Below are 18,942 nucleotides of genomic sequence, written 5' to 3' on the forward strand. Positions count from 1 at the left end.
TATTTCCATGCGCCGCTTTCTAGATGGTCTTTACGGCGCGGCCGGCCTGCTGGCCGGCCTGTGCACGATCGGCGTCCTGGTGTCGGTGCTGGCCGCGATCATCGCGCGCCAGCTCAGCATGAACATACCCGGCACGGACGCCTATGCCGGGTATTTCATGGCCGCCGCCGGGTTTCTCGCCCTTGCCAGTACGTTCAAGCACGGCGAACACATCCGCGTGACGCTGCTGCTCAATTCGCTCAAGCCCGCCGCGGGTCGCAAGCTGGATATCTTCGCCCTGGCGGTCGGCTGCCTGCTGGCGTCCGCCTTCGCGTTCTTCAGCATCAAGCTGACCTACGACTCCTGGCAGTTCAACGACATCTCCACGTCCAACGACGCCACGCCGCTCTGGATCCCCCAGCTCAGCATGGCCGTGGGCACGGTGCTGTTCCTGGTCGCCCTGATCGACGAGCTGATCCGACGCTCACGCGGCCTGGCCGCCGCCACTTCGCAGCAAACCCATGAATGAACTACTCGTCATAACCCTATTGGTCGTCTCGATCTTCGCGCTGCTGGGCTGCGGGGTCTGGGTCGGCCTGACCCTGGCGGGCACCGCCTGGATCGGCATGGAGATCTTCTCCAGCCGGCCCGCGGGCGATGCCATGGCCGTCACCATCTGGGGCGCGTCGTCCAGCTGGACCCTGACCGCCCTGCCGCTTTTCCTGTGGATGGGCGAAATCCTGTTCCGCACTCGGCTGTCGGAAGACCTGTTCAAGGGCCTCGCCCCCTGGCTCAACCGCCTGCCCGGGCGGCTGCTGCACACCAATGTGATCGGCTGCGCCATCTTCGCGGCGGTCTCGGGCTCGTCCGCGGCGACCTGCGCCACGGTCGGCAAGATGACCATCCCGGAACTGACGCGCCGCGGCTACCCCGAGGACAAGATCCTGGGCACGCTGTCGGGCGCCGGCACGCTGGGCCTGCTGATCCCGCCTTCCATCATCATGATCGTGTACGGCGTGGCGGCGGACGTGTCCATCGCAAAGCTGTTCATCGCGGGCATCGTGCCGGGAATCTTGCTGGCCTTGCTGTTCATGGGCTACATCGCCTGGTGGGCGATCCGCAATCCCGGCCAGGTTCCGGCGGCCGACCCCGGCCTGACGTTGCTGGAGAAGCTGTCGCGCTCGCGCCATCTGATCCCCGTGATGCTCCTGATCGGCGCGGTGCTGGGTTCCATCTATACCGGCATCGCCACCGCCACGGAAGCGGCGGCCGTCGGCGTGGTGGGTGCGCTGATCCTCTCGGCGCTGCAGGGATCGCTGAACCGCTCCACCTTCATGCAGTCGCTGCTGGGCGCCACCCGGCTGTACTGCATGATTGCGCTGATCCTGGCGGGCGCGCAGTTCCTGACGCTGGCCATGGGCTATATCGGCCTGCCGCGCGCGCTGGCCGAATGGATCGGAGGCCTGGGCCTGTCGCAGTTCGGGCTGATCATGGCCTTGATGGTGTTCTTCATCGTCCTGGGCTGCTTCCTGGACGGCATCTCCATCGTCGTGCTGACCATGGGCGTGCTGCTGCCCACGGTGCAGGCCGCCGGCATCGACCTGATCTGGTTCGGCATCTTCATCGTGTTCGTTGTAGAAATGGCACAGATCACGCCGCCGGTCGGGTTCAACCTGTTCGTGCTTTCCGGCATGAGCGGCAAAGAGCTGCCCTACATCGCGCGCGCCTCGCTGCCTATGTTCTTCCTGATGATCCTGGCCGTGCTGCTGCTCTATGCCGTGCCTGGCATAGCGACGTGGCTGCCGCTGCACATGACGCTGTAGGACGACGTCACCCGGAAAACCCCGTTTCTGAAACGGGGTTTTTTTTCGCCAGGGCTGGCGCCCTACCCGCTCCCCCTGTTTTGCCGTCCTGTAAACCAGGGAAAACTCCAAAAAACAACAGGTGTTGTTCGTGCCCCAGTTTTTCTAGAATTCCCAGGCGCTGCTACGTTGCAACATTACAGCGTATATGTGCATATGCGGCCATCGCCCGGACCCGCGCTTACCGTAAGCGTCGGTGCGACGGCCCAGCGCCTGACGATCCGCCAGGCGCAAACAGCCGGGCCAAAAGCCCGGCGCCACTAAAAAATAGCGCTACCCAGGAGGAGCCCCCAGCATGAAACGCATTACCCTATCCCTCGCCCTTGCAAGCCTGGGCCTGGCCGCCGGCGCGGCCCAAGCCGAAACCAGCGTCACCCTGTACGGCATCGCCGACGTCAGCATCCGCTACCTGAGCACCAGCGCCGGCAGCGTCGGCCAAGACGGCAGCCGCGTGTCGATGGAGAACGGCGCCATCTCCAACAGCCGTTGGGGCCTGCGCGGCTCCGAAGACCTGGGCGACGGCAACCGCGCCTTCTTCCGCCTGGAAAACGGCTTCAACATGCAGAACGGCCGCGGCTCGGATCCGTCCAAGACGTTCAGCCGCCTGGCCTACATCGGGCTGGACGGCGGCAACATCGGCGCGCTGACCCTGGGTCTGCAGAACACCCCGATGTTCGACCTGCTGGCTGACTACTTCGACCCGCTGACCGTGGGCAACTACGACCAGAACGCCTGGCTGCCCGCCGCCATGTCGCGCGTGCGCACCAACAACATGACCAAGTACTCCAACACCATCGGAGACCTGGCTTTCGTGTTGTCCTGGGCCAACGGCGACGACTACAACGACCATAAGGCCGGCCAGCAGTATGGCGCCAGCCTGCGCTACACGGTCGGCAAGCTGGGCCTGGGCGCTGCCTATCAGCAGACCTACGACGGCACGGATTCCGATCTGCGCCAGCGCGTCTGGAACCTGAACGCCTCCTACCAGTTCGAAGCCGCCAAGGTCTTCGCCGGCTACTACAACGGCCGCGACGAAACCGGCTGGGTCAACGCCGTCATGGGCGGCGAACAGGCGCCCGGCCTGAATCGCAAGGACAACGGCTACTTCGCCGGCGTCACCTGGCAGGCCACGCCGCGCTGGGCCATCACCGGCGCCGCCTACTACGACCAGAGCAAGAACGTGGTCGAAGATGGCGACAAGGGCAAGCGCTACGCGCTGGTCGCCGTGGCCGAGTACTCGCTGTCCAAGCGCTCGCAGATCTACGGCACTGTCGACTGGAACAAGGTCAACGATGCCGCCAGCGGCGAAATCGCCGGCAAGACCAGCCAGCTCGGCGCCGCAGTGGGTTTCCGCCACATCTTCTGATGGCAGTCCGCGCCGGACGCCTTGCGCGTCCGGCGCGGTTTCGTCACACCCCCGTCCTCACATCCCCAGATACGCCTTTCGCACCTCATCCGAGGCTGCCAGTTCCGCCGCTTCGCCCGACAGCGCCACCCTGCCGCTCTGCATCACGTAGGCGCGCGCCGCGACTTCCAGCGCCTGGGCCATGTTCTGCTCCACCAGCAAGACCGACAGGCCGTCGTCGCGGTTCAAGGCGGCCAACGCGTCGAATACCTGTTCCACCAGCAGGGGCGACAGGCCCAGGCTGGGCTCGTCGATCAGGAGCAGGCGCGGCCCGCTCATCAGCGCGCGGCCGATAGCCAGCATCTGCCGCTCGCCGCCCGACATGGTTCCGGCCAGTTGCGTGCGACGCTCCTTCAGGCGCGGGAACAAGGCATAGACCCGCTCCAGGCGTTCCCCGTACACGCGCTCATCGCGCACCGTATAGGCGCCCAGGCGCAGGTTCTGTTCCACGGGTTGGCGCGCAAAGACGCGGGCGCCTTCGGGGATCATGGAAATGCCCTGGGTCACCAGCCTGTCCGGCGGGGTGCCAGTGATGTCCCGGCCTTCGAAAATTACCCGGCCGCTCTTGGGCTTGACCGACCCGACGATCGCCATCAGGGTGCTGGATTTGCCCGCGCCGTTGGCGCCCAGCAGCGCAGCGATTTCGCCCGGCCTGACCTCCAGCGACAAGCCGCGCACCGCCTGCACGCCGCCGTAGGCCACGCTCAGGTCTTCCACTTTCAGCATCGCATCAGGCACGGTGCTTTCTCCCCAGATAGGCTTCGATCACAGCCGGGTCGCGCACGATTTCCTGCGGCGCGCCCTCGGCGATCATCTGGCCGAAGTTCAGCACCAGCACCCTCTGCGCCAGCCGCATGACCACCTCCAGCACATGCTCCACGATGATGAGCGTGACGCCCGACGCGTGGATGCCGCGCAGGATCTCGGACAGGGCGATGGCCTCGGCCGGATTCAGGCCGCCCGCCACTTCGTCCAGCAGCAGCATGCGCGGCTCGGTGGCCAGCGCCCGGGCCAGTTCGACCCGCTTCTGTCCCGCCACATTGAGTTCGGACGCCCTCACGTCGGCGCGCTCGGCCAGGCCCACCAGTTCCAGCACACGGGCCGATTCGCGGCGTGCGTCCTGCAGGCGCGGATGGCGCAACAGCGCGCCGACCATGGCGTTTTCCAACACCGTCATCTGTCCGAAGCTGCGCGGGATCTGATAAGTGCGCACCAGGCCCATGGCAGCCACCTGTTCGGGCCGCCGGCCTATCATCGACTGGCCATCGAAGGTCACCGAGCCTGAGGTGGGCTCGTGGTGCCCCACCAGGCCGTTGAACAAGGTGCTCTTGCCCGCCCCGTTCGGGCCGATGATGGCGACGATCTCGCCCGCCTCGACCGACAGCGAGATGTCCTTGTTCGCGACCAGGCCGCCGAATTGCTTGGTCAGGTTCTTAACGTCCAGCAGAGCCACGGCGCCTCCTCAGTGTGACCAGCCCGCCCGGCAGGAACATGGTGACCAACAAAATAGCCAGGCCGAAAACCAGCAGGTCCAGGCCCATGCCCGAACTGCCCCACAGCACGCGCGTGCCCTCGGATAGCGGCAGCAGCACGGCCGCGCCCAGCCACGGGCCGATCAGCGTGCCGACCCCGCCCAGGATGGTCACCAGCACGACCTGCACCGACATCGTCAGGTTGAACATGGATTCCGGATCGATGAAGCCCACGTACATGGCGAAGAAGCCGCCCCATACGCCCGTCATGCCCGCCGACATCACGAAAGCCAGCATCTTGTAGCGGTCCGCAGGCACGCCCAGGCTGCGCGAGGCCGCCTCGTCGCCGTTGATGGCGCGCCAATAGAAGCCGGTCTTGGAATGCACCAGGAAGAACGTGGCGCAGAAGGTCAGGAAGGCCAGGCCCACCGCGATCCAGTAGTACGGCACCTTGCTGCGGAACAGCAACATCCAGGCGGCGTCGCCGATGGGCGCCTCCAGGCCGACCGCGCCGCCCGCCCATTCCCAGTTGATCATCAGCAGCAGGCCGATCTGCAGCAGCGCGATGGTGGCCATGGCGAAGTAGTGGCCGGACAGCCGCAGCGTAGGTCCGCCCACCAGCCAGGCCAGCGCGGCGCTGATCACCCCGCCGAGCGGGATGCCCAAGAGCGGCGTGAGCTTCAGATGGTGCAGGAGCAGCAAGGTGGTGTAGCCCCCTACCCCCACGAACACACTGTGCCCGAAGGAGATCCGCCCAAGGAAGCCGCCCACGAGGTTCCAGCACGCGCCCAGCGCGCCGAACATGATGGCCAGCAGCAGCACCTGCAGGGTGAAGGCGTCCTTTACCGCCAGCGGCACCAGGGCCATCAGGATGGCGGCCACGGCCGCGGCCAGGACCGGCCATTTGGGCACGCCGGCGGACGCGGGATCGATATTGTCTGTCTTGTTCATCTCACCACCGCCCGAACAGGCCGCGCGGCCGATACCAGAGAACCAGGATGAACAGGATGAAGACGCTCACCGTCTTCAAGGCCGGCGCGACGAAGTAACCCGTCATGGCTTCGATGATCCCGATCAGGATGCCCGCGATGAAGGCGCCCGGCAGCGAGCCGAAGCCGCCCATGCACACGGCCACGAAGGCCAGCAGGCCGAACACGGTGCCCACCGAGGGAAACACGTAGAAGAAGGTGGTCAGCAAGGCGCCAGCCAGCCCCACCGCCGCGCTGCCCAGCATCCAGACCTGGGCGTTTACCCGGTCCGGCGAAATGCCCACCAGCGCCGCCACCTGGCGGTCTTCCGCCACGGCCTGCAAGGCATGGCCCCAGCGCGTGCGATACACCAGGATGAACAGCGCCACCACCACCACCAGCGCGACCAGGCCCGTGACCACCTGGGGCCTGCCCAGCGAGATGCCGGCAACCGTGACGCTGCCCGACACCAGCGTGTCCGGCAGGCTGCGGTAGTCGGGACTGAAGGCGATGAAGGCGATCTGACGCAGCACCAGCCCGAGACCGAAGGTGGCCAGGATGACCGCCATCGCCGGCCCCTTTTGCAGGCGGCGGATGATGAGCGCATAGGTCAGGAAGCCGACGAAGGCGAGCAGGACCGCCACCAGCGGCGCCGACAGCGTGGGATCGATGTGGCCCAGCGTGTAGAGCCAATAGGCGGCATACATGCCCAGCATCAGGAACTCGCCATGGGCGAAGTTGATGACGTCGGTGATGCCCCATATCAGCGCCAGCCCCACCGCCACCGCGGCATAGATCAGGCCGTTGAACAGGCCTGCCGAGAGAGCTTCGAACATGGAGTGCTCCTCGCGGCAGGCCCCGCGGCCCGCCGCGTCAGACTATGTTTACTTCCAGGTGAACGGCAGCGTGGGCAGGTTCTTGTCCGTACGGTATTTTTCCGGCCATACGGTCTGGTAGGCGGCGCCCTTGAGCTCCAGGATCAGGCCCGAACCCTTGGTGTTCTGGCCCTTGGCGTCGAACTGCACGCCGGCCCAGGGCATCGCGACCTGCGCCTCGCCCAGATCGGTGGCGGCCAGCGCCTTGCGGATCGCCTCGGGGTCCGTCGAGCCGGCCCGGTTGATCGCGTCGGCCAGCACCAGCACCCCTTGCATCGAACGCGCGTTGTTGCCGTTCAGATCCTTGCCCGTCTTGGCCTTGTACATGTCGTTGATCTTCTTCAGCCCGGCCTTGGATGCGGCCACGTCATTGCCCCAGACGTCGCGCGTCAGCACGCCCTGGACCTGCGGCCCCACTTCCTGCACGAAGCGCGAATCGATGAAGCCGGCGTCGTTGGCCAGCAGCACCGGCGGCGCGTACTTGCTTTCGCGCATGGTGCGCACGAACAGCATGGCGTCCGACGTATAGCTGGCGAAGATCGCCACGTCCGGCTTGGCGGCGGCGAGTTTCTGCACTTCCGCCGTCACCGAGGCCGAGCCCGCGCTATAGGCGATGTTGGCGACCAGTTGGCGCTTGTACTGCTTGGCGAACTTTTCGACCGCCTTGTAGGTGTTCACGCCGAAGTCGGTGTTCTCGTACACCACGGCGATCTTGGCGGTCGGCACGGCCTTCACGCCGTCCAGGAACTGCATCATGTTCTCGACGAAGGTATCGTCATTGGGCGAGGTGCGGAAGAACCACTTGTAGCCGCGCTCGGTCAGGTCCGGGCTGCTGGATTCGCCGTTTACATAGGGAATGCCGCGCTGCTCGGCGATGCGGCTGGCGGTCTTGGTCACGGCGGACTGGTAGGCGCCGGTCAGGGCCACGACCTTTTCCTGGTCGATCAGGCGTTGGGCATCAGCCAGGCCCACTTCGGGCTTGCCCTGGGAATCGCCGAACACCACTTCGATCTTGGCGCCTCCCAGCGCCGGCAGCCCGCTGCCCGCGGCCAGCGGTATGCCTTCCAGTTCGGGATGCGGATTGTTGATGATTTCGACCGCCAGTTCGACGGCCGCCTTGATTTCAGACCCCGTCGACGCCAAGGCGCCCGATAGCGGATAGATCGCGCCGATGCGCACGGCCTGTTGCGCCTGCGCGGGAACGGCGCACATCAGCGCCAGGCTCGCGGCGACACCCGCGATGAGCTTCATCTTCATAACTGGACTCCTGGATTGGACCGGCTGGGTATGAAAGCAATGCATGGCCGCGTTCGCGGCGGCACGAGACCGTCCGGCAAGCCGGAAGGCCCCAGATTCAAAGCGGTTGTCGCCATTTCCCCTTGTCCTTTAATGGATCGTTTTGGTGGCACAACTGGTATTGCAGCGCGAGTACGACTTCTAACCGCTACCCGCTTACGCGCTGCTGAGAAAGCGGATCGCAGGCGGTCAGAACACCGCCATCCGGCTATTGATGAGGTCCGTGACCAGCATGTGGCCCGGCGCGTGGGTAATGCAGAACTCCGGCCGCACGGCTGCGACCACCGACTGCGGCGTCACGCCGCAGGCCCAGAACACAGGCATCTCGCCTTCGCGTATCTCCACCGGATCACCATAGTCCGGGCGGTTGACGTCGGCAATCCCGATCAACGCGGGGTCGCCGATATGCACCGGCGCGCCGTGGACCGAGGGAAAACGCGAAGTGACCTGGATGGCGCGGATGGCGTCCGCGGCCTTCAGAGGACGCATGGATACGACCAAGGGGCCGCCGAACACGCCCGCGGCATGGGTCGGGATGCTGGTGCGGTACATGGGCACGTTGCAGCCCTGCTCGATGTGGCGCACGGGCAGGCCGTTGTCCAGCATCGCTTCCTCGAAGGAGAACGAGCAGCCGATCAGGAACGACACCAGATCGTCGCGCCACAGGTCGCGCACGTCGGTGGGCTCGGCCACCAGCTCGCCGTTCTGCCAGACGCGATAACGCGGGATGTCGCTGCGGATGTCGATGTCCTGGCCCAGTTCCGGCACAGCGGGATCGCCCGGTTCGGACATGGCGAGCAAGGGACAGGGCTTGGGATTGCGTTGACAGAAATGCAGGAAATCCGCCGCCAGCGCGCGCGGCAGGATCGCCAGGTTGGCCTGTACATGGCCGGGCGCCAGGTTGGCGGTGGGGCCGGTGAGCTTGCCGCTGCGCGCATCCAGGCGCGCCTGGCGGGCCAATTCCACGCTAGTGCGCGCGGCAGGGTTCGTATGCATGTCCATCCCTTCAATGACGATTCAAGTATGGGGACATTGCACAGGAACCGCGCAGCAGCGTCCAATCACAAGTTGCGATAGACCCCGATCAAAATTACTTATCAGGGTTATGCCGGATGGCGCAGCGCCTCTTCGCGCGCAATCTGCTGCGCTGCTTCGGCCACCGCGCGCGGAATCTGGCTGTCCGGCCCCTGCATCCAGCAGGCGGTGTAGTGCAGCGGCGGCAAGGCCGGCGCCTTCACGTCCAGGATGCGCAATTCGCCTTGCGCCAGCTCCTTGTGCAGGATGACGGGCGCGATGACCGCGGTGCCGATGCCGTCCTGCGCCATCCGCACGATGACGCTGAGCGCCGAACTGCCGTACATGCGCGGCGCCTCCACGCCGGCCTGCTGCAACAGCTGGCGCACGGCGCGGTGCGGGTCGGTGGTGGACGGATACGTGATGACGGGCCATTCGGCCAGCCGCTTCAAGGGGATGGGCTGGCGCCCCACCTTGAGCTTGGGACTGGCCACCCAGCTCAGCGGGTAGTTGCAGAGATACAGGTTTTCGATGCGCGGCTCTTCCATCGGCCCGAGCAGGAACGCCAGGTCGATCTGGCGCGAGGCGAGCTGCGTCTTCAGCACGGTGGTCGTATCCACCTGGATCTCGACCATCAGCGCCGGATAGACGTCGTGCAGATACTCCATCAGGGTCGGCAGCCAGGTATGGACGATGGTTTCCGACACCCCCAGCCGCAACATGCCGCTCATGACGCTCTTGGCGCGCGCGGCCTCCTGCATATCGCGCCGCATCTGCAGCATGCGCTCGGCGTGCGACAGCAGTTCGCGTCCCTTGCCCGTCAGCTTGATACCGCGCGCATCGCGGTCGAACAGGCGCACGCCCAGATCGGATTCCAGCGACGCGATGCGCTGGGAAATGGCGGGCTGGGTGGCGTTCAGCTTTTCGGCGGCCGCCCGGAAACCGCCCAGTGTGGCGACCCAGAAGAACGTTTCGATATTGCGCAGATCGATCATGGCGGCGGCATCCGGCTATGCAGCCGCCATCTTAGCGCCCGGGGCGGGCCCGGCGGCTGCCGCCCGCCCCCGCTGCGCGTCACTGGCCGGCGTAGAGCGCTTCCACCGCCAGGCCGATGCTCAGGATGCGGCGGTCGGCGCCGTTGCTGCCCGCGATCATCAGGCCCACCGGCGCCGTGCCTGCGGCATGGCAAGGCAGCGACAGCGCGCAGCCATCCAGGAAATTGATCAGCGTCGGATTGCGCAGGATCAGGCCATTGGCGGCGTAGTAGGCCTCGTCCGAGGCCTGCAGGTCGGCCACCGCCGGCGCCACGATGGGCGTGGTCGGCATGATCAGGGCGTCGTAGCCGGCGATGCGCCGGTCCACTGCCGCGACCCAGGCTTCCCGCGCATCCAGCAGGTCCAGGTAGTCGGCCGCGCTCATGTCCTTGCCACGCATGATGCGCGACACCACGCGCGGGTCATAGCGCTTGCCGGCGCGGGCGATCAAGTCGCGGTGCCAGGCCCAGGCCTCGGCGGCGGTGAAGCCGCCCTTGGCGTTGATGGCGGCCAGTTCGGCGAATTCCGGAATCGCAATCTCTTCGACCAGGGCGCCGGCGGCCTTCAGGCGGCTGACGGCGACTGCAAAGCTGTCGGCGACATGCTTGTCCATGGCGTCCAGCGCCAGCGTGGTCGGGATGGCCAGGCGCAGGCCGTGCAGCACGGCCGCTTCCGGCACCGGGCCGCCGTCCCCGGACAGGATGGCGTCCAGCTCGGCGCAGCAACGCACGCTGGCGGCGATCGGGCCGATGGAGTCCAGGTTGGCCGACAGCGGCAGCACGCCTTCCATGGAGACGCGCCAGGCGCTGGGCTTGAAGCCCGTCAGGCCGCACAGCGCGGCCGGAATGCGCACGGAACCGCCGGTGTCCGAGCCGATGGCCGCGGCCGACATGCCGTCGGCAACCGACACCGCGGCGCCCGAGGACGAGCCGCCCGGGATGCGGCCGGTGGCGCGGTCGTAGGGGTTCAGGGGCGTGCCGTAATGGGGATTGATGCCCAGGCCCGAATAGGCAAATTCGGTCATGTTGGTGCGGCCGATGATGACCGCGCCTGCGGCGATCAGGCGGCGCACGACTTCGGCGTCGGCGTCGGCCGCCGGTTCGCCCTCGCGGGCCACCGAGCCCGCCATCGTGGTCTCGCCTTCCACGTCGAAGAGATCCTTGATGCTGATGGGCAGGCCCTCGATCGCGGAGCGGACGATGCCGGCGGCGCGCAGCGTGTCGGAGGCTTGCGCCTGCGCCAATGCCGATTCGGCGTACAGGCGGGTGAACGCGCGGGCGCCCTCGCCCGCTTCGTCCTGCGCGCGGGCCAGCGCCGCCTGCGTCAGTTCCACGGAGGTGCTGCGGCCCTCTTGCAGGGCCTGGGTCAGATCATTCAAAGTCGGAACCATAGTCATCCTAGTGCCGTCTTGCGGCTTGAGTGCAAACGGGCGCGCCAGCGGGCGCGCCTCGCGATCAGCGCCTGGGGCCTGAATCAGGCCACCACGGGGAGCGTCTCGACATGATAGCGGTGGCGCAGGCTGCGCTGGCGCCGCGGATCGTGCAACTCCATGGTGAAGTCGGCCGCGGCGCGGATGCCGCCGATCGCGCCCACCGTGCCGCAGGTCATGCCCGCGCCGGCCGGCAGCACCGTGGCGCCGCCGGTATAGCCTGCGATCAGGTCCTGCGGCGTGCGCAGCGACGCCAGCGGGCCTTCCTGGTACAGCACTTCCACGCCGTTCTCGACGATGTAGGAACGGATGATGAGCTCGTCCCAGTAGTCCGCCACGTCGGCCAGACGCCAGGCGCTCGTGGCCACGGGCTTGACGCAGACCTGCTTGGACATCGCCACGCTATAGGTTTCCAGCTTGCGGTCGGTATGGTCGGACGCGATGCTGACGTACATTTCGCCGTCCACGGAGAACACGAAGGTCTCGACTTCTCCCGACGAATCTTCGCCCAGCGCCTGCACGGTTTCCTTCTGGGTCAGCTGGTTGTCGGCGATGCGGTAGTACAGCGGCACGCTGCTGGGGCGCGGCACGCCGATGGCGGCGAGTTCTTCGATGTGGTGCTCGATCGCGGCCATGTCGCGTCCGGCCCAGCCGGCGACGATCAGGGTGTTGAACTCCACTTCCACCTGGCGGGGTTGCGAGTCTTCGATCTGGAATACGGCTTTCATATCTGTCCTGCTGAGAATAAGGGGATGAAGGACGCGGCGGTTCGCCGCGCCCCGGAATGTCTAGGGAACGAAGGTCAGCCGAACACGCGCGGCAGCCACAGCGCCACGTCCGGCCAGAAGGCCAGCAACGCCAGCATCACGAACATAGCGGCCACGAACGGCAGGCTGCCCATGATGACCGCGCTCATGGAACCGCTCTTGCGCAGGCTCTGCACCACGAACAGGTTCAGGCCCACGGGCGGCGTGATCAAGGCGGCTTCGACCAGGATGATGATGACGATGCCCAGCCAGATGGGATCGAACCCCAGGCCGATCATGATGGGCGCCACGATGGGGATGGTCGTGATCATCATGGACAGCGTTTCCATGAAGCAGCCCAGCACCAGGTAGAAAATCACCACGATCAGCAGCATCCAGCCGGGCGACAGGCCCAGGCCCGTGATCGACTTGGTCAGCGCATCGGTCAGCCCGGTCGCGGACATGACGAAGTTCAGAAAGCTGGCCGCCACCACGATCAGCATGATCATGGCCGTGGAGCGCATGGTGCCTTCCATGACCTCGCGCAGCATCGACCACGACAGACGGCGGAACCAGGCCGCCAGGATGAACGCGCCCAGCACGCCCAGCGCGGCCGCCTCGGTCGGCGTGGCCAGGCCGGCGTAGATGGAACCCACCACCAGGAAGAAGATCCCCATGGGCGGCGCCAGATGCACCAGGCTGGCAAAGCGCTGGCCCCAGCTCGCCTGGATCTTCTTGCCGCCCCAGGACGGCTTGGCGACGCAGGCGATGACCACCGTCAGCATGAACAGCGCGGCCATCGCGAAACCCGGAATGATGCCGGCCAGGTAGAGCTTGGGCACCGAGGAGTTCGTCAGCACGCCATAGATGACCAGATTGATCGAAGGCGGGATCAGGATGCCCAGCGTGCCGCCGGCGGCCAGGCTGCCCAGGAACAGCGGCTCGTTGTAGCCGTACTTGCGGATCTGCGGAATGGCCACCGTGCCCACCGTCGCGGCGGTCGCCACGCTGGAGCCCGAGGTGGCCGAGAACAGCGTCGAGGCGCCGATGTTGGCGTGCATCAGTCCGCCCGGCAGCCACGACAGCCAAAGGCTCATCGCGCCATACATGCGTTCGGCGAAGCCTGCGCGCAGCAGCACCTCGCCCAGCATGATGAACAGCGGGATCGCCACCAGCAGGAATTCGTTGTTGGTGCTCCAGGAAACTTCGCCGATGGCGCGCGTAAGCGGCAGCATGGAGAACAGCGGGTCCAGGATCAGGCCCAGCACGCCCAGCGCCGCGCCCACCGGAATGGACAGGCCGATCAGCACCAGAAGCAGTATCAATGCGGTGGAAATCATGCGGCCTCTCCCTTCACCATGCGCTCGCCGGCGGCGGCTTCCTCGTCGGCTTCTTCCTGCGCCGAACGCACGCCGCAAATGCTCCTGACCAGTTCAATGTCGCCCGTGACCAGCGCGGCGGAAGCGCGCGCCAGCATCAGCGCGACGGTGATGCACATCCAGCCCAGGCCGAGCAGCCACAGGCCCTGCGGAATCCACAACGGCGTGGCCAGCGGCGTATTGGCCGCGGATTTCTGCGCCCAGGAGGTCTGCACCACCTCCGACGCGTAGTAAGTCAGGTACACCATGAAGACCGCCAGGGCCACCATGGAAATCCAGTCCAGCACGGCGGCGATGCGCACCGGCATGTATTGGTAGACCACGTCCACGCGCACATTGGCGCGCTGCAACGTGGCGAACGCCAGCGCCCACGACGTGCTGATGGCGAAGGCGTAGCTGGACAGCTCGTCCGCGCCGCCGGTCGTGAAGCCCAGGAACTTGCGGGCCAGCACATCGAACGAGATCAGCAGCACGCTGGCCACCGTCAGCGCGCCGCCGGCCCACACGGCCAAGCGCGAAAAGCTCTCGGCGCGCCGCAATAGCCCGCCCAGCAGGCGGAAGTGTTCAGATTGAGTCATGAGTAAAACCTTTGCAGGGCCAGGCACACATCGCCGCCCCAGCTATGTCGAGAACCGCCCTATCGGGACGCCCCACGGAGCCAGCTCTCCCGATCCATCGCCCCCCTCCCCAAATCGGGATGCCGCGGATCCGGCTCCGCCGGTCCGCAGGCATGCCCCCCTGGGGGGGAAGCGCGGTAGCGCTTCGGGGGGGAGACTACTTCTTCGCCACCACGCCCAGCGTCTTGCCGATGGTGGCGTTGAAGTCCTTCACGCACTGGGCCGAGCAGCGCGCGGCCCACTTCGGCAGCACGGCTTCTTCGGTGACCTTCTTCAGCAGCGCGCGGTCAGCATCCGAGGGCTGGACCAGGACCATCTTGCCCTTGACCGGGAACGGGCAAGCGGCAGCGCCCGTGTTGCAGTCATAGCCTTCCTGCGTCTGGCGCGCGGCGGCGTCCCAGATGTTGTCGACCAGCGTCTTCACATTGGTCTGCAGGAAGGTGCGCACGTTGGGGTCCAGCTTGTCCCAGGCCTTCTGGTTCACGGCGTGGATCTGCTGGTTCCAGTTGATCGGCAGCGCGACCAGGTGGGTCGACACTTCGTACCACTTGGCCGAATAGCCGGACAGCGAACCCGTGATGGCGCAATCCACCACCTTGTTCTGCAGCGCCGGCACCACTTCGCCGAAGGCCATGGTCACGCTGGAGCCGCCCAGCGCTTCGACGAACTCGGCGGTGGTACGGCTGCTGGTGCGGACCTTCTTGCCCTTGATGTCGGCCAGGCCCTTGATTTCGGCGTTGCAGAACAGCACCTGCGCGGGATAGGTGGAAATGCCCAGCAGCTTGACGTTGCTGCCCTCGCCATACAGCTTGGCGTAGACCGGTTCGAACGCGTCGGTGACGGCGCGCGCGGTCTTGACGTCGGGCGCCAGGCCGGCCAGGTCGATCGCTTCGTTGATGGGATTGTCACTGGCGAAGTACGCCAGGGTGGCGGTGCCGAATTCGACCACGCCCTGCGACATCAGGCGCAGCAATTCGGGGCCCTTCAAGCCCATTTCGTTGAAGCCCTTGATGTCGGCCGTGACCTGGCCCTTGGACAGCTCGGGGATGGTCTTGGTCCAGAACGGCTTTTCGTAATCGTTGTAGGCGGTCAGGTTGCTCAGGCCGCCCACGACTTTCAACTGGGTCTTGGGGAGGTCCTGGGCCTGGACGGCGCCGGCCAACAGGCTGGCGGCGACGGCGGCGAAAACTAGCGACTTCTTCATGGACAAAACTCCTGGCTGGCGGGATGGTATGCCGCGCGCCGGATCCCGTTATCCTGGCGGCGCGCGGTGGCAATCGAAGAGTCTGGAGATCAGCCGCGCAGCGGCGCGCGTCGCGCCTGCGCGGCATGGCTTGCCGCCCGGTTCCGGGAATGGGACATACGCTGGTTCATGCTTTCCCCCGCTCTATGCATCCAGGCGATCGTTATTGATGTGGCGCCATTGCAGCGTCAGGGGCGCGGAGCGTCCAATCGTATGTTGCGATACGGGGGTATAAATTTTTCTTTGGTCTCGTGCGGCAAGCGCCCCGCGTTTCGCGCAAACGACGCGGTGGCGCGGCTTGGCGGGCAGTTGGGCGCGTCGCAACGTGGCCGCGGCGCACGGCCGCTACGGCCGGCGGCGCAGCCCCTGCTGGGGTAAACACCTAGAGCGGAATCCCGTCCGCAGCCTGCTCGGCCACCTTCTGCGCCATCTGCGCGATGACCCGTACCGCGTGACTATCCGGCCCCTGCACCCAGGTAGCCGTGAAGCTCAGTTCCGGCAAAGGATCCGCCTCCACGCGCAGGATGCGCAATTCGCCGCGCGCCAGCTCCTTGCCCAGGAACACCGGCGCGATGACGCTGGTGCCGATGGCGTCCTGCGTCATCCGCACCACCATCGACATCGACGCACTGCCGTACATGCGCGGCGACGTCACGCCGGCGCGAGTCAGCATGTCGCGCACCACGCGGTAAGGCGCGCTGTTGGAGGGATAGGTGATGATGGGCAGCTTGCCTATCCGCTCCAATGTCAGCGGCTCCGGCCCCAGATCCAACAGGGGGCTGGCGACCCAAGCCAGCGGATAGGTGCATAGGGGCAGGTTTTCCACACGCGCCTCGAGCACCGGCCCCATCAGGAAGGCCAGATCGATCTGGCGCGACATCAGGTGCGAGCGCAGCACATGCGTCGTGTCCACCTCTATTTCCAGCACCAGCGCCGGATAGTTCGCATGGATCAGCTCGATCAGCGTGGGCAGCCAGGTCTGCACGATGGTCTCGGCCACGCCGATGCGCACGGTGCCGCTCATGACGTTTTGCTCGCGCGCGGCTTCGAACATATCGCGCCGCACCTGCAGCATGCGTTCGGCATGCGACAGCAGTTCATGCCCCTTGGCGGTCAGCTTCACGCCGCGCGCCTCGCGCTCGAACAGGAGCACGCCCAGGTCGGCCTCCAGCGAGGCGATGCGCTGCGATACCGCAGGCTGGGTGGTGTTGAGTTTCTCCGACGCGGCGCGAAAACTGCCCAGCGTGGCCACCCAAAAAAAAGTTTCGATGTTGCGTAGTTCTATCATGAGCCTGTTCCCCCGGCGCGATGAGCGTATCATGGCAGCCGCCCGGTACCTGCAAACCGGCGTTTCAGCCAACAAAGGAGTTTGTCGATGACCCCGGCCGATGACGGTCGCACGCGCCGCGCAGCGCCCGCTTCCAGCGGCCCGATGATGGGGGTGCTGTTGCTGGTGCTGTCGATGTGGACGCTGTCGTGCCTGGATGCCAGCGGCAAGTGGGTCATGAATGCGGGCGTGCCGCTGCTGGTGCTGTCGTGGTTCCGCTATGCCGTGCACCTGGCGCTGGTGCTGGCCCTGGTGCTGCCCGCGCGCGGCCTGGGCGTTTTTCGCAGCAAGAAGCCGCGCGAACAGATCCTGCGCGGCGGCTCGATGTTCCTGGCCACGCTGATGTTCTTCACCACGCTGAGCTACATCCCGCAGGCCGAGGCCACCGCCATCAACTTCCTGGCGCCGCTGCTGGTGCTGTCCGCCGCGCCCTGGGTCCTCAAGGAACCCGCCCGGCTGTCGCGCTTCGTGGCCGCCGGCATCGCCTTCATCGGCGTGATCATCGTGATCCGCCCGGGCGGCGGCCTGGATCCGGTGGGCACGGTGTTCGGCCTGCTCACGGCCTGTTGCTTCGCCGTGCAGTTCATCGCCACGCGGCGCGTGGCGGGCGACGACCCGTTTACCTCGCTGATCTGGAGCGGCGCCGTCGGCACGCTTTGCCTGACCCTGTCCCTGCCCTTCATCCTGCCGCCTGCCCTGCCCGTGCTCAAGGCGCTGGCGCCGCTGGACTGGGTCGTGCTGATCTCCACCGGCATCACCGGCGGCCTGGGCCATCTGTTCCAGATCGCCGCCTACCGCCGCGCGCCCGCTTCCACCCTGGCGCCCTTCGTCTACCTGCAGATCATCAGCGCCACCTCGGTCGGCTGGCTGGTCTGGGGCCACTTCCCGGACCCGCTGACCTGGCTGGGCATCGCCATCATCTGTGCCAGCGGCATCGGCATCGGCCTGATCGAATGGCGCCGCAGCCGCGCCCAGGCCGCGCCGCTGGCCGGAGCCGACGCACGCTGAGCCGGCAGCGCGCAGGCGCCGCCTCCCGTACAATGCGGGTCGCTTTTTGCGCTTTCGCGCATGGGCGATCCAGGCATTTCCCCGAATCGAGGCTCCCATGATCATCAAGCCCCGCGTGCGCGGTTTCATCTGCGTCACCACCCATCCGGCCGGCTGCGCCGCCAACGTCCGCAACCAGATCGACTACGTCCGCGCCCAGGGGCCGATAGCTGGCGGGCCGAAACGCGTATTGGTGCTGGGCGCATCGACCGGCTATGGCCTGGCGGCGCGGATCAGCGCGGCCTTTGGCTGTGGCGCGCAGACGCTGGGCGTGTTCTTCGAGCGGCCGGGCGACGCCGCCAAGGCCGGCACGCCGGGCTGGTACAACACGGCGGAGTTCCACGAGCAGGCCCACGCCGCCGGACTCTATGCCAAGAGCGTCAACGGCGACGCCTTCTCCGACGAAATCAAGCGCAAGACCATAGACCTCATCAAACAGGATCTGGGCCAGGTCGATCAGGTGATCTACAGCCTGGCCGCGCCGCGCCGCACGCACCCGAAAACCGGCGAAGTCTTCAATTCGACCCTCAAGCCCATCGGCCAGGCGGTCAACCTGCGCGGCCTGGACACCGACCGCGAAGTGGTCAAGGAATCCGTGCTGGAACCCGCCACCCAGGCCGAGATCGACGCGACTGTCGCCGTCATGGGCGGCGAAGACTGGCAGATGTGGATAGACGCGCTGCTGGAAGCCGGCGTGCTGGCCGAAGGCGCCACCACCACGGCCTTCACCTACCTGGGCGAGAAGATCACCCACGACATCTACTGGAATGGCTCGATCGGCGCCGCCAAGAAGGATCTGGACCAGAAGGTGCTGGAGATCCGCGCCAAGCTGGCCGCGCGCGGCGGCGACGCCCGCGTGTCGGTGCTCAAGGCGGTGGTGACGCAGGCCAGCTCGGCGATCCCCATGATGCCGCTCTACCTGTCGCTGCTGTTCAAGACCATGAAGGAAGCCGGCACCCACGAAGGCTGCATCGAACAGGTCTATGGCCTGTACCGCGACAGCCTGTGCGGCAAGACGCCGATCCTGGACCAGGACGGCCGCCTGCGCGCCGACTACAAGGAACTGGATCCCGAGGTGCAGGCCCGCGTGCAGGCGCTGTGGGGCCAGGTCACCAACGACAACATCTACCAGCTGACGGACTTCGCGGGCTACAAGCAGGACTTCCTGCGCCTGTTCGGCTTCGAAATCGAAGGCGTCGACTATGAAGCCGACACCGATCCGGCCGTGGAAATCCGCGGGCTGGCTTGA

General features: G+C 66.3%; 18 protein-coding genes. 5 read left to right on the forward strand and 13 right to left on the reverse strand.

The genetic code is table 11. From position 1 onward, the window contains the following. Positions 1-7 precede the first annotated feature (7 nt). The 3 genes from HV793_RS15110 (at position 8) to HV793_RS15120 (ending at position 3,207) form a co-directional block, all read left to right on the forward strand. Entirely contained in the window at positions 8-508 is a 501-nt protein-coding gene (locus HV793_RS15110) for a TRAP transporter small permease (protein WP_042793698.1), read from the forward strand. Next, positions 501-1,802: a TRAP transporter large permease gene (locus tag HV793_RS15115; protein WP_119451596.1), complete on the forward strand. Its 1,302-nt coding sequence runs from the start codon at positions 501-503 to the stop codon at positions 1,800-1,802. The genes HV793_RS15110 and HV793_RS15115 overlap by 8 nt, the downstream gene beginning before the upstream one ends. Before the next feature lie 334 nt (positions 1,803-2,136). Further along, positions 2,137-3,207 carry a porin gene (locus HV793_RS15120; RefSeq protein WP_054454050.1) on the forward strand — a complete coding sequence of 357 codons (1,071 nt, stop codon included), beginning with the start codon at positions 2,137-2,139 and terminating at the stop codon, positions 3,205-3,207. A gap of 57 nt (positions 3,208-3,264) precedes the next feature. Here the strand turns inward: HV793_RS15120 and HV793_RS15125 are convergent, their stop codons facing one another. The 13 genes from HV793_RS15125 to HV793_RS15185 form a co-directional block, all read right to left on the reverse strand. Beyond that, positions 3,265-3,972 (reverse strand): ABC transporter ATP-binding protein, encoded by a 708-nt coding sequence (locus tag HV793_RS15125; protein WP_119451598.1) that lies wholly within the window; start codon positions 3,970-3,972, stop codon positions 3,265-3,267. A 4-nt stretch (positions 3,973-3,976) separates the two neighbouring features. After that, positions 3,977-4,699: an ABC transporter ATP-binding protein gene (locus HV793_RS15130; protein ID WP_054454046.1), complete on the reverse strand. Its 723-nt coding sequence runs from the start codon at positions 4,697-4,699 to the stop codon at positions 3,977-3,979. Further along, entirely contained in the window at positions 4,680-5,669 is a 990-nt protein-coding gene (locus HV793_RS15135; RefSeq protein ID WP_175213453.1) for a branched-chain amino acid ABC transporter permease, read from the reverse strand. Before HV793_RS15135 ends, HV793_RS15130 begins: the two co-directional genes overlap by 20 nt. A gap of 1 nt (position 5,670) precedes the next feature. Then, on the reverse strand, positions 5,671-6,522 hold the full coding sequence (locus tag HV793_RS15140) for a branched-chain amino acid ABC transporter permease (RefSeq protein WP_175213454.1): 852 nt from the start codon (positions 6,520-6,522) through the stop codon (positions 5,671-5,673). A 48-nt stretch (positions 6,523-6,570) separates the two neighbouring features. Continuing rightward, positions 6,571-7,818, reverse strand: a complete 1,248-nt coding sequence (locus tag HV793_RS15145) for an ABC transporter substrate-binding protein (protein WP_054454039.1) — start codon at positions 7,816-7,818, stop codon at positions 6,571-6,573. Positions 7,819-8,046: 228 nt separating this feature from the next. Continuing rightward, positions 8,047-8,853, reverse strand: coding sequence for a putative hydro-lyase (locus HV793_RS15150; RefSeq protein WP_054454824.1), 807 nt, complete (start codon positions 8,851-8,853; stop codon positions 8,047-8,049). Positions 8,854-8,960: 107 nt separating this feature from the next. Further along, entirely contained in the window at positions 8,961-9,866 is a 906-nt protein-coding gene (locus HV793_RS15155) for a LysR family transcriptional regulator (RefSeq protein ID WP_088140712.1), read from the reverse strand. Positions 9,867-9,945: 79 nt separating this feature from the next. Then, positions 9,946-11,295, reverse strand: coding sequence for an amidase (locus tag HV793_RS15160; RefSeq protein ID WP_119449676.1), 1,350 nt, complete (start codon positions 11,293-11,295; stop codon positions 9,946-9,948). 83 nt (positions 11,296-11,378) lie between these two features. Then, a complete protein-coding gene (locus tag HV793_RS15165) occupies positions 11,379-12,062 on the reverse strand; it encodes a DUF2848 domain-containing protein (RefSeq protein ID WP_054454032.1) in 684 nt (227 codons plus the stop codon). Between the two features lie 74 nt (positions 12,063-12,136). Beyond that, complete coding sequence (locus HV793_RS15170) at positions 12,137-13,420, reverse strand: TRAP transporter large permease (protein ID WP_119449675.1); 1,284 nt, start codon at positions 13,418-13,420, stop codon at positions 12,137-12,139. Beyond that, on the reverse strand, positions 13,417-14,037 hold the full coding sequence (locus HV793_RS15175; RefSeq protein ID WP_119449674.1) for a TRAP transporter small permease subunit: 621 nt from the start codon (positions 14,035-14,037) through the stop codon (positions 13,417-13,419). The genes HV793_RS15170 and HV793_RS15175 overlap by 4 nt, the downstream gene beginning before the upstream one ends. Before the next feature lie 196 nt (positions 14,038-14,233). Next, positions 14,234-15,280 (reverse strand): TRAP transporter substrate-binding protein, encoded by a 1,047-nt coding sequence (locus HV793_RS15180; protein WP_054454026.1) that lies wholly within the window; start codon positions 15,278-15,280, stop codon positions 14,234-14,236. A gap of 421 nt (positions 15,281-15,701) precedes the next feature. Then, on the reverse strand, positions 15,702-16,607 hold the full coding sequence (locus HV793_RS15185; protein ID WP_175213455.1) for a LysR family transcriptional regulator: 906 nt from the start codon (positions 16,605-16,607) through the stop codon (positions 15,702-15,704). Between the two features lie 87 nt (positions 16,608-16,694). On the opposite strand from HV793_RS15185, the gene HV793_RS15190 reads away from it, so the two are divergent. After that, positions 16,695-17,654, forward strand: coding sequence for a DMT family transporter (locus HV793_RS15190; RefSeq protein WP_054454020.1), 960 nt, complete (start codon positions 16,695-16,697; stop codon positions 17,652-17,654). A gap of 97 nt (positions 17,655-17,751) precedes the next feature. Then, on the forward strand, positions 17,752-18,942 hold the full coding sequence (gene fabV / locus HV793_RS15195) for an enoyl-ACP reductase FabV (RefSeq protein ID WP_119449673.1): 1,191 nt from the start codon (positions 17,752-17,754) through the stop codon (positions 18,940-18,942).

Source organism: Achromobacter aegrifaciens (assembly GCF_902859965.1).
GTDB classification, from domain to species: domain Bacteria; phylum Pseudomonadota; class Gammaproteobacteria; order Burkholderiales; family Burkholderiaceae_B; genus Achromobacter; species Achromobacter aegrifaciens.

What these genes read in the sequence shown, in the direction of transcription:
- HV793_RS15110 (WP_042793698.1), top strand. Translation starts at nt 8, where the DNA reads ATGCGCCGCTTTCTAGATGGTCTTTACGGCGCGGCCGGCCTGCTGGCC.
- HV793_RS15170 (WP_119449675.1), bottom strand. Translation starts at nt 13,420, where the DNA reads ATGATTTCCACCGCATTGATACTGCTTCTGGTGCTGATCGGCCTGTCC.
- HV793_RS15125 (WP_119451598.1), bottom strand. Translation starts at nt 3,972, where the DNA reads ATGCTGAAAGTGGAAGACCTGAGCGTGGCCTACGGCGGCGTGCAGGCG.
- HV793_RS15150 (WP_054454824.1), bottom strand. Translation starts at nt 8,853, where the DNA reads ATGCATACGAACCCTGCCGCGCGCACTAGCGTGGAATTGGCCCGCCAG.
- HV793_RS15165 (WP_054454032.1), bottom strand. Translation starts at nt 12,062, where the DNA reads ATGAAAGCCGTATTCCAGATCGAAGACTCGCAACCCCGCCAGGTGGAA.
- HV793_RS15185 (WP_175213455.1), bottom strand. Translation starts at nt 16,607, where the DNA reads ATGATAGAACTACGCAACATCGAAACTTTTTTTTGGGTGGCCACGCTG.
- HV793_RS15160 (WP_119449676.1), bottom strand. Translation starts at nt 11,295, where the DNA reads ATGGTTCCGACTTTGAATGATCTGACCCAGGCCCTGCAAGAGGGCCGC.
- HV793_RS15155 (WP_088140712.1), bottom strand. Translation starts at nt 9,866, where the DNA reads ATGATCGATCTGCGCAATATCGAAACGTTCTTCTGGGTCGCCACACTG.
- HV793_RS15180 (WP_054454026.1), bottom strand. Translation starts at nt 15,280, where the DNA reads ATGAAGAAGTCGCTAGTTTTCGCCGCCGTCGCCGCCAGCCTGTTGGCC.
- HV793_RS15175 (WP_119449674.1), bottom strand. Translation starts at nt 14,037, where the DNA reads ATGACTCAATCTGAACACTTCCGCCTGCTGGGCGGGCTATTGCGGCGC.
- HV793_RS15135 (WP_175213453.1), bottom strand. Translation starts at nt 5,669, where the DNA reads ATGAACAAGACAGACAATATCGATCCCGCGTCCGCCGGCGTGCCCAAA.
- HV793_RS15145 (WP_054454039.1), bottom strand. Translation starts at nt 7,818, where the DNA reads ATGAAGATGAAGCTCATCGCGGGTGTCGCCGCGAGCCTGGCGCTGATG.
- HV793_RS15120 (WP_054454050.1), top strand. Translation starts at nt 2,137, where the DNA reads ATGAAACGCATTACCCTATCCCTCGCCCTTGCAAGCCTGGGCCTGGCC.
- HV793_RS15115 (WP_119451596.1), top strand. Translation starts at nt 501, where the DNA reads ATGAATGAACTACTCGTCATAACCCTATTGGTCGTCTCGATCTTCGCG.
- fabV (WP_119449673.1), top strand. Translation starts at nt 17,752, where the DNA reads ATGATCATCAAGCCCCGCGTGCGCGGTTTCATCTGCGTCACCACCCAT.
- HV793_RS15140 (WP_175213454.1), bottom strand. Translation starts at nt 6,522, where the DNA reads ATGTTCGAAGCTCTCTCGGCAGGCCTGTTCAACGGCCTGATCTATGCC.
- HV793_RS15190 (WP_054454020.1), top strand. Translation starts at nt 16,695, where the DNA reads ATGACCCCGGCCGATGACGGTCGCACGCGCCGCGCAGCGCCCGCTTCC.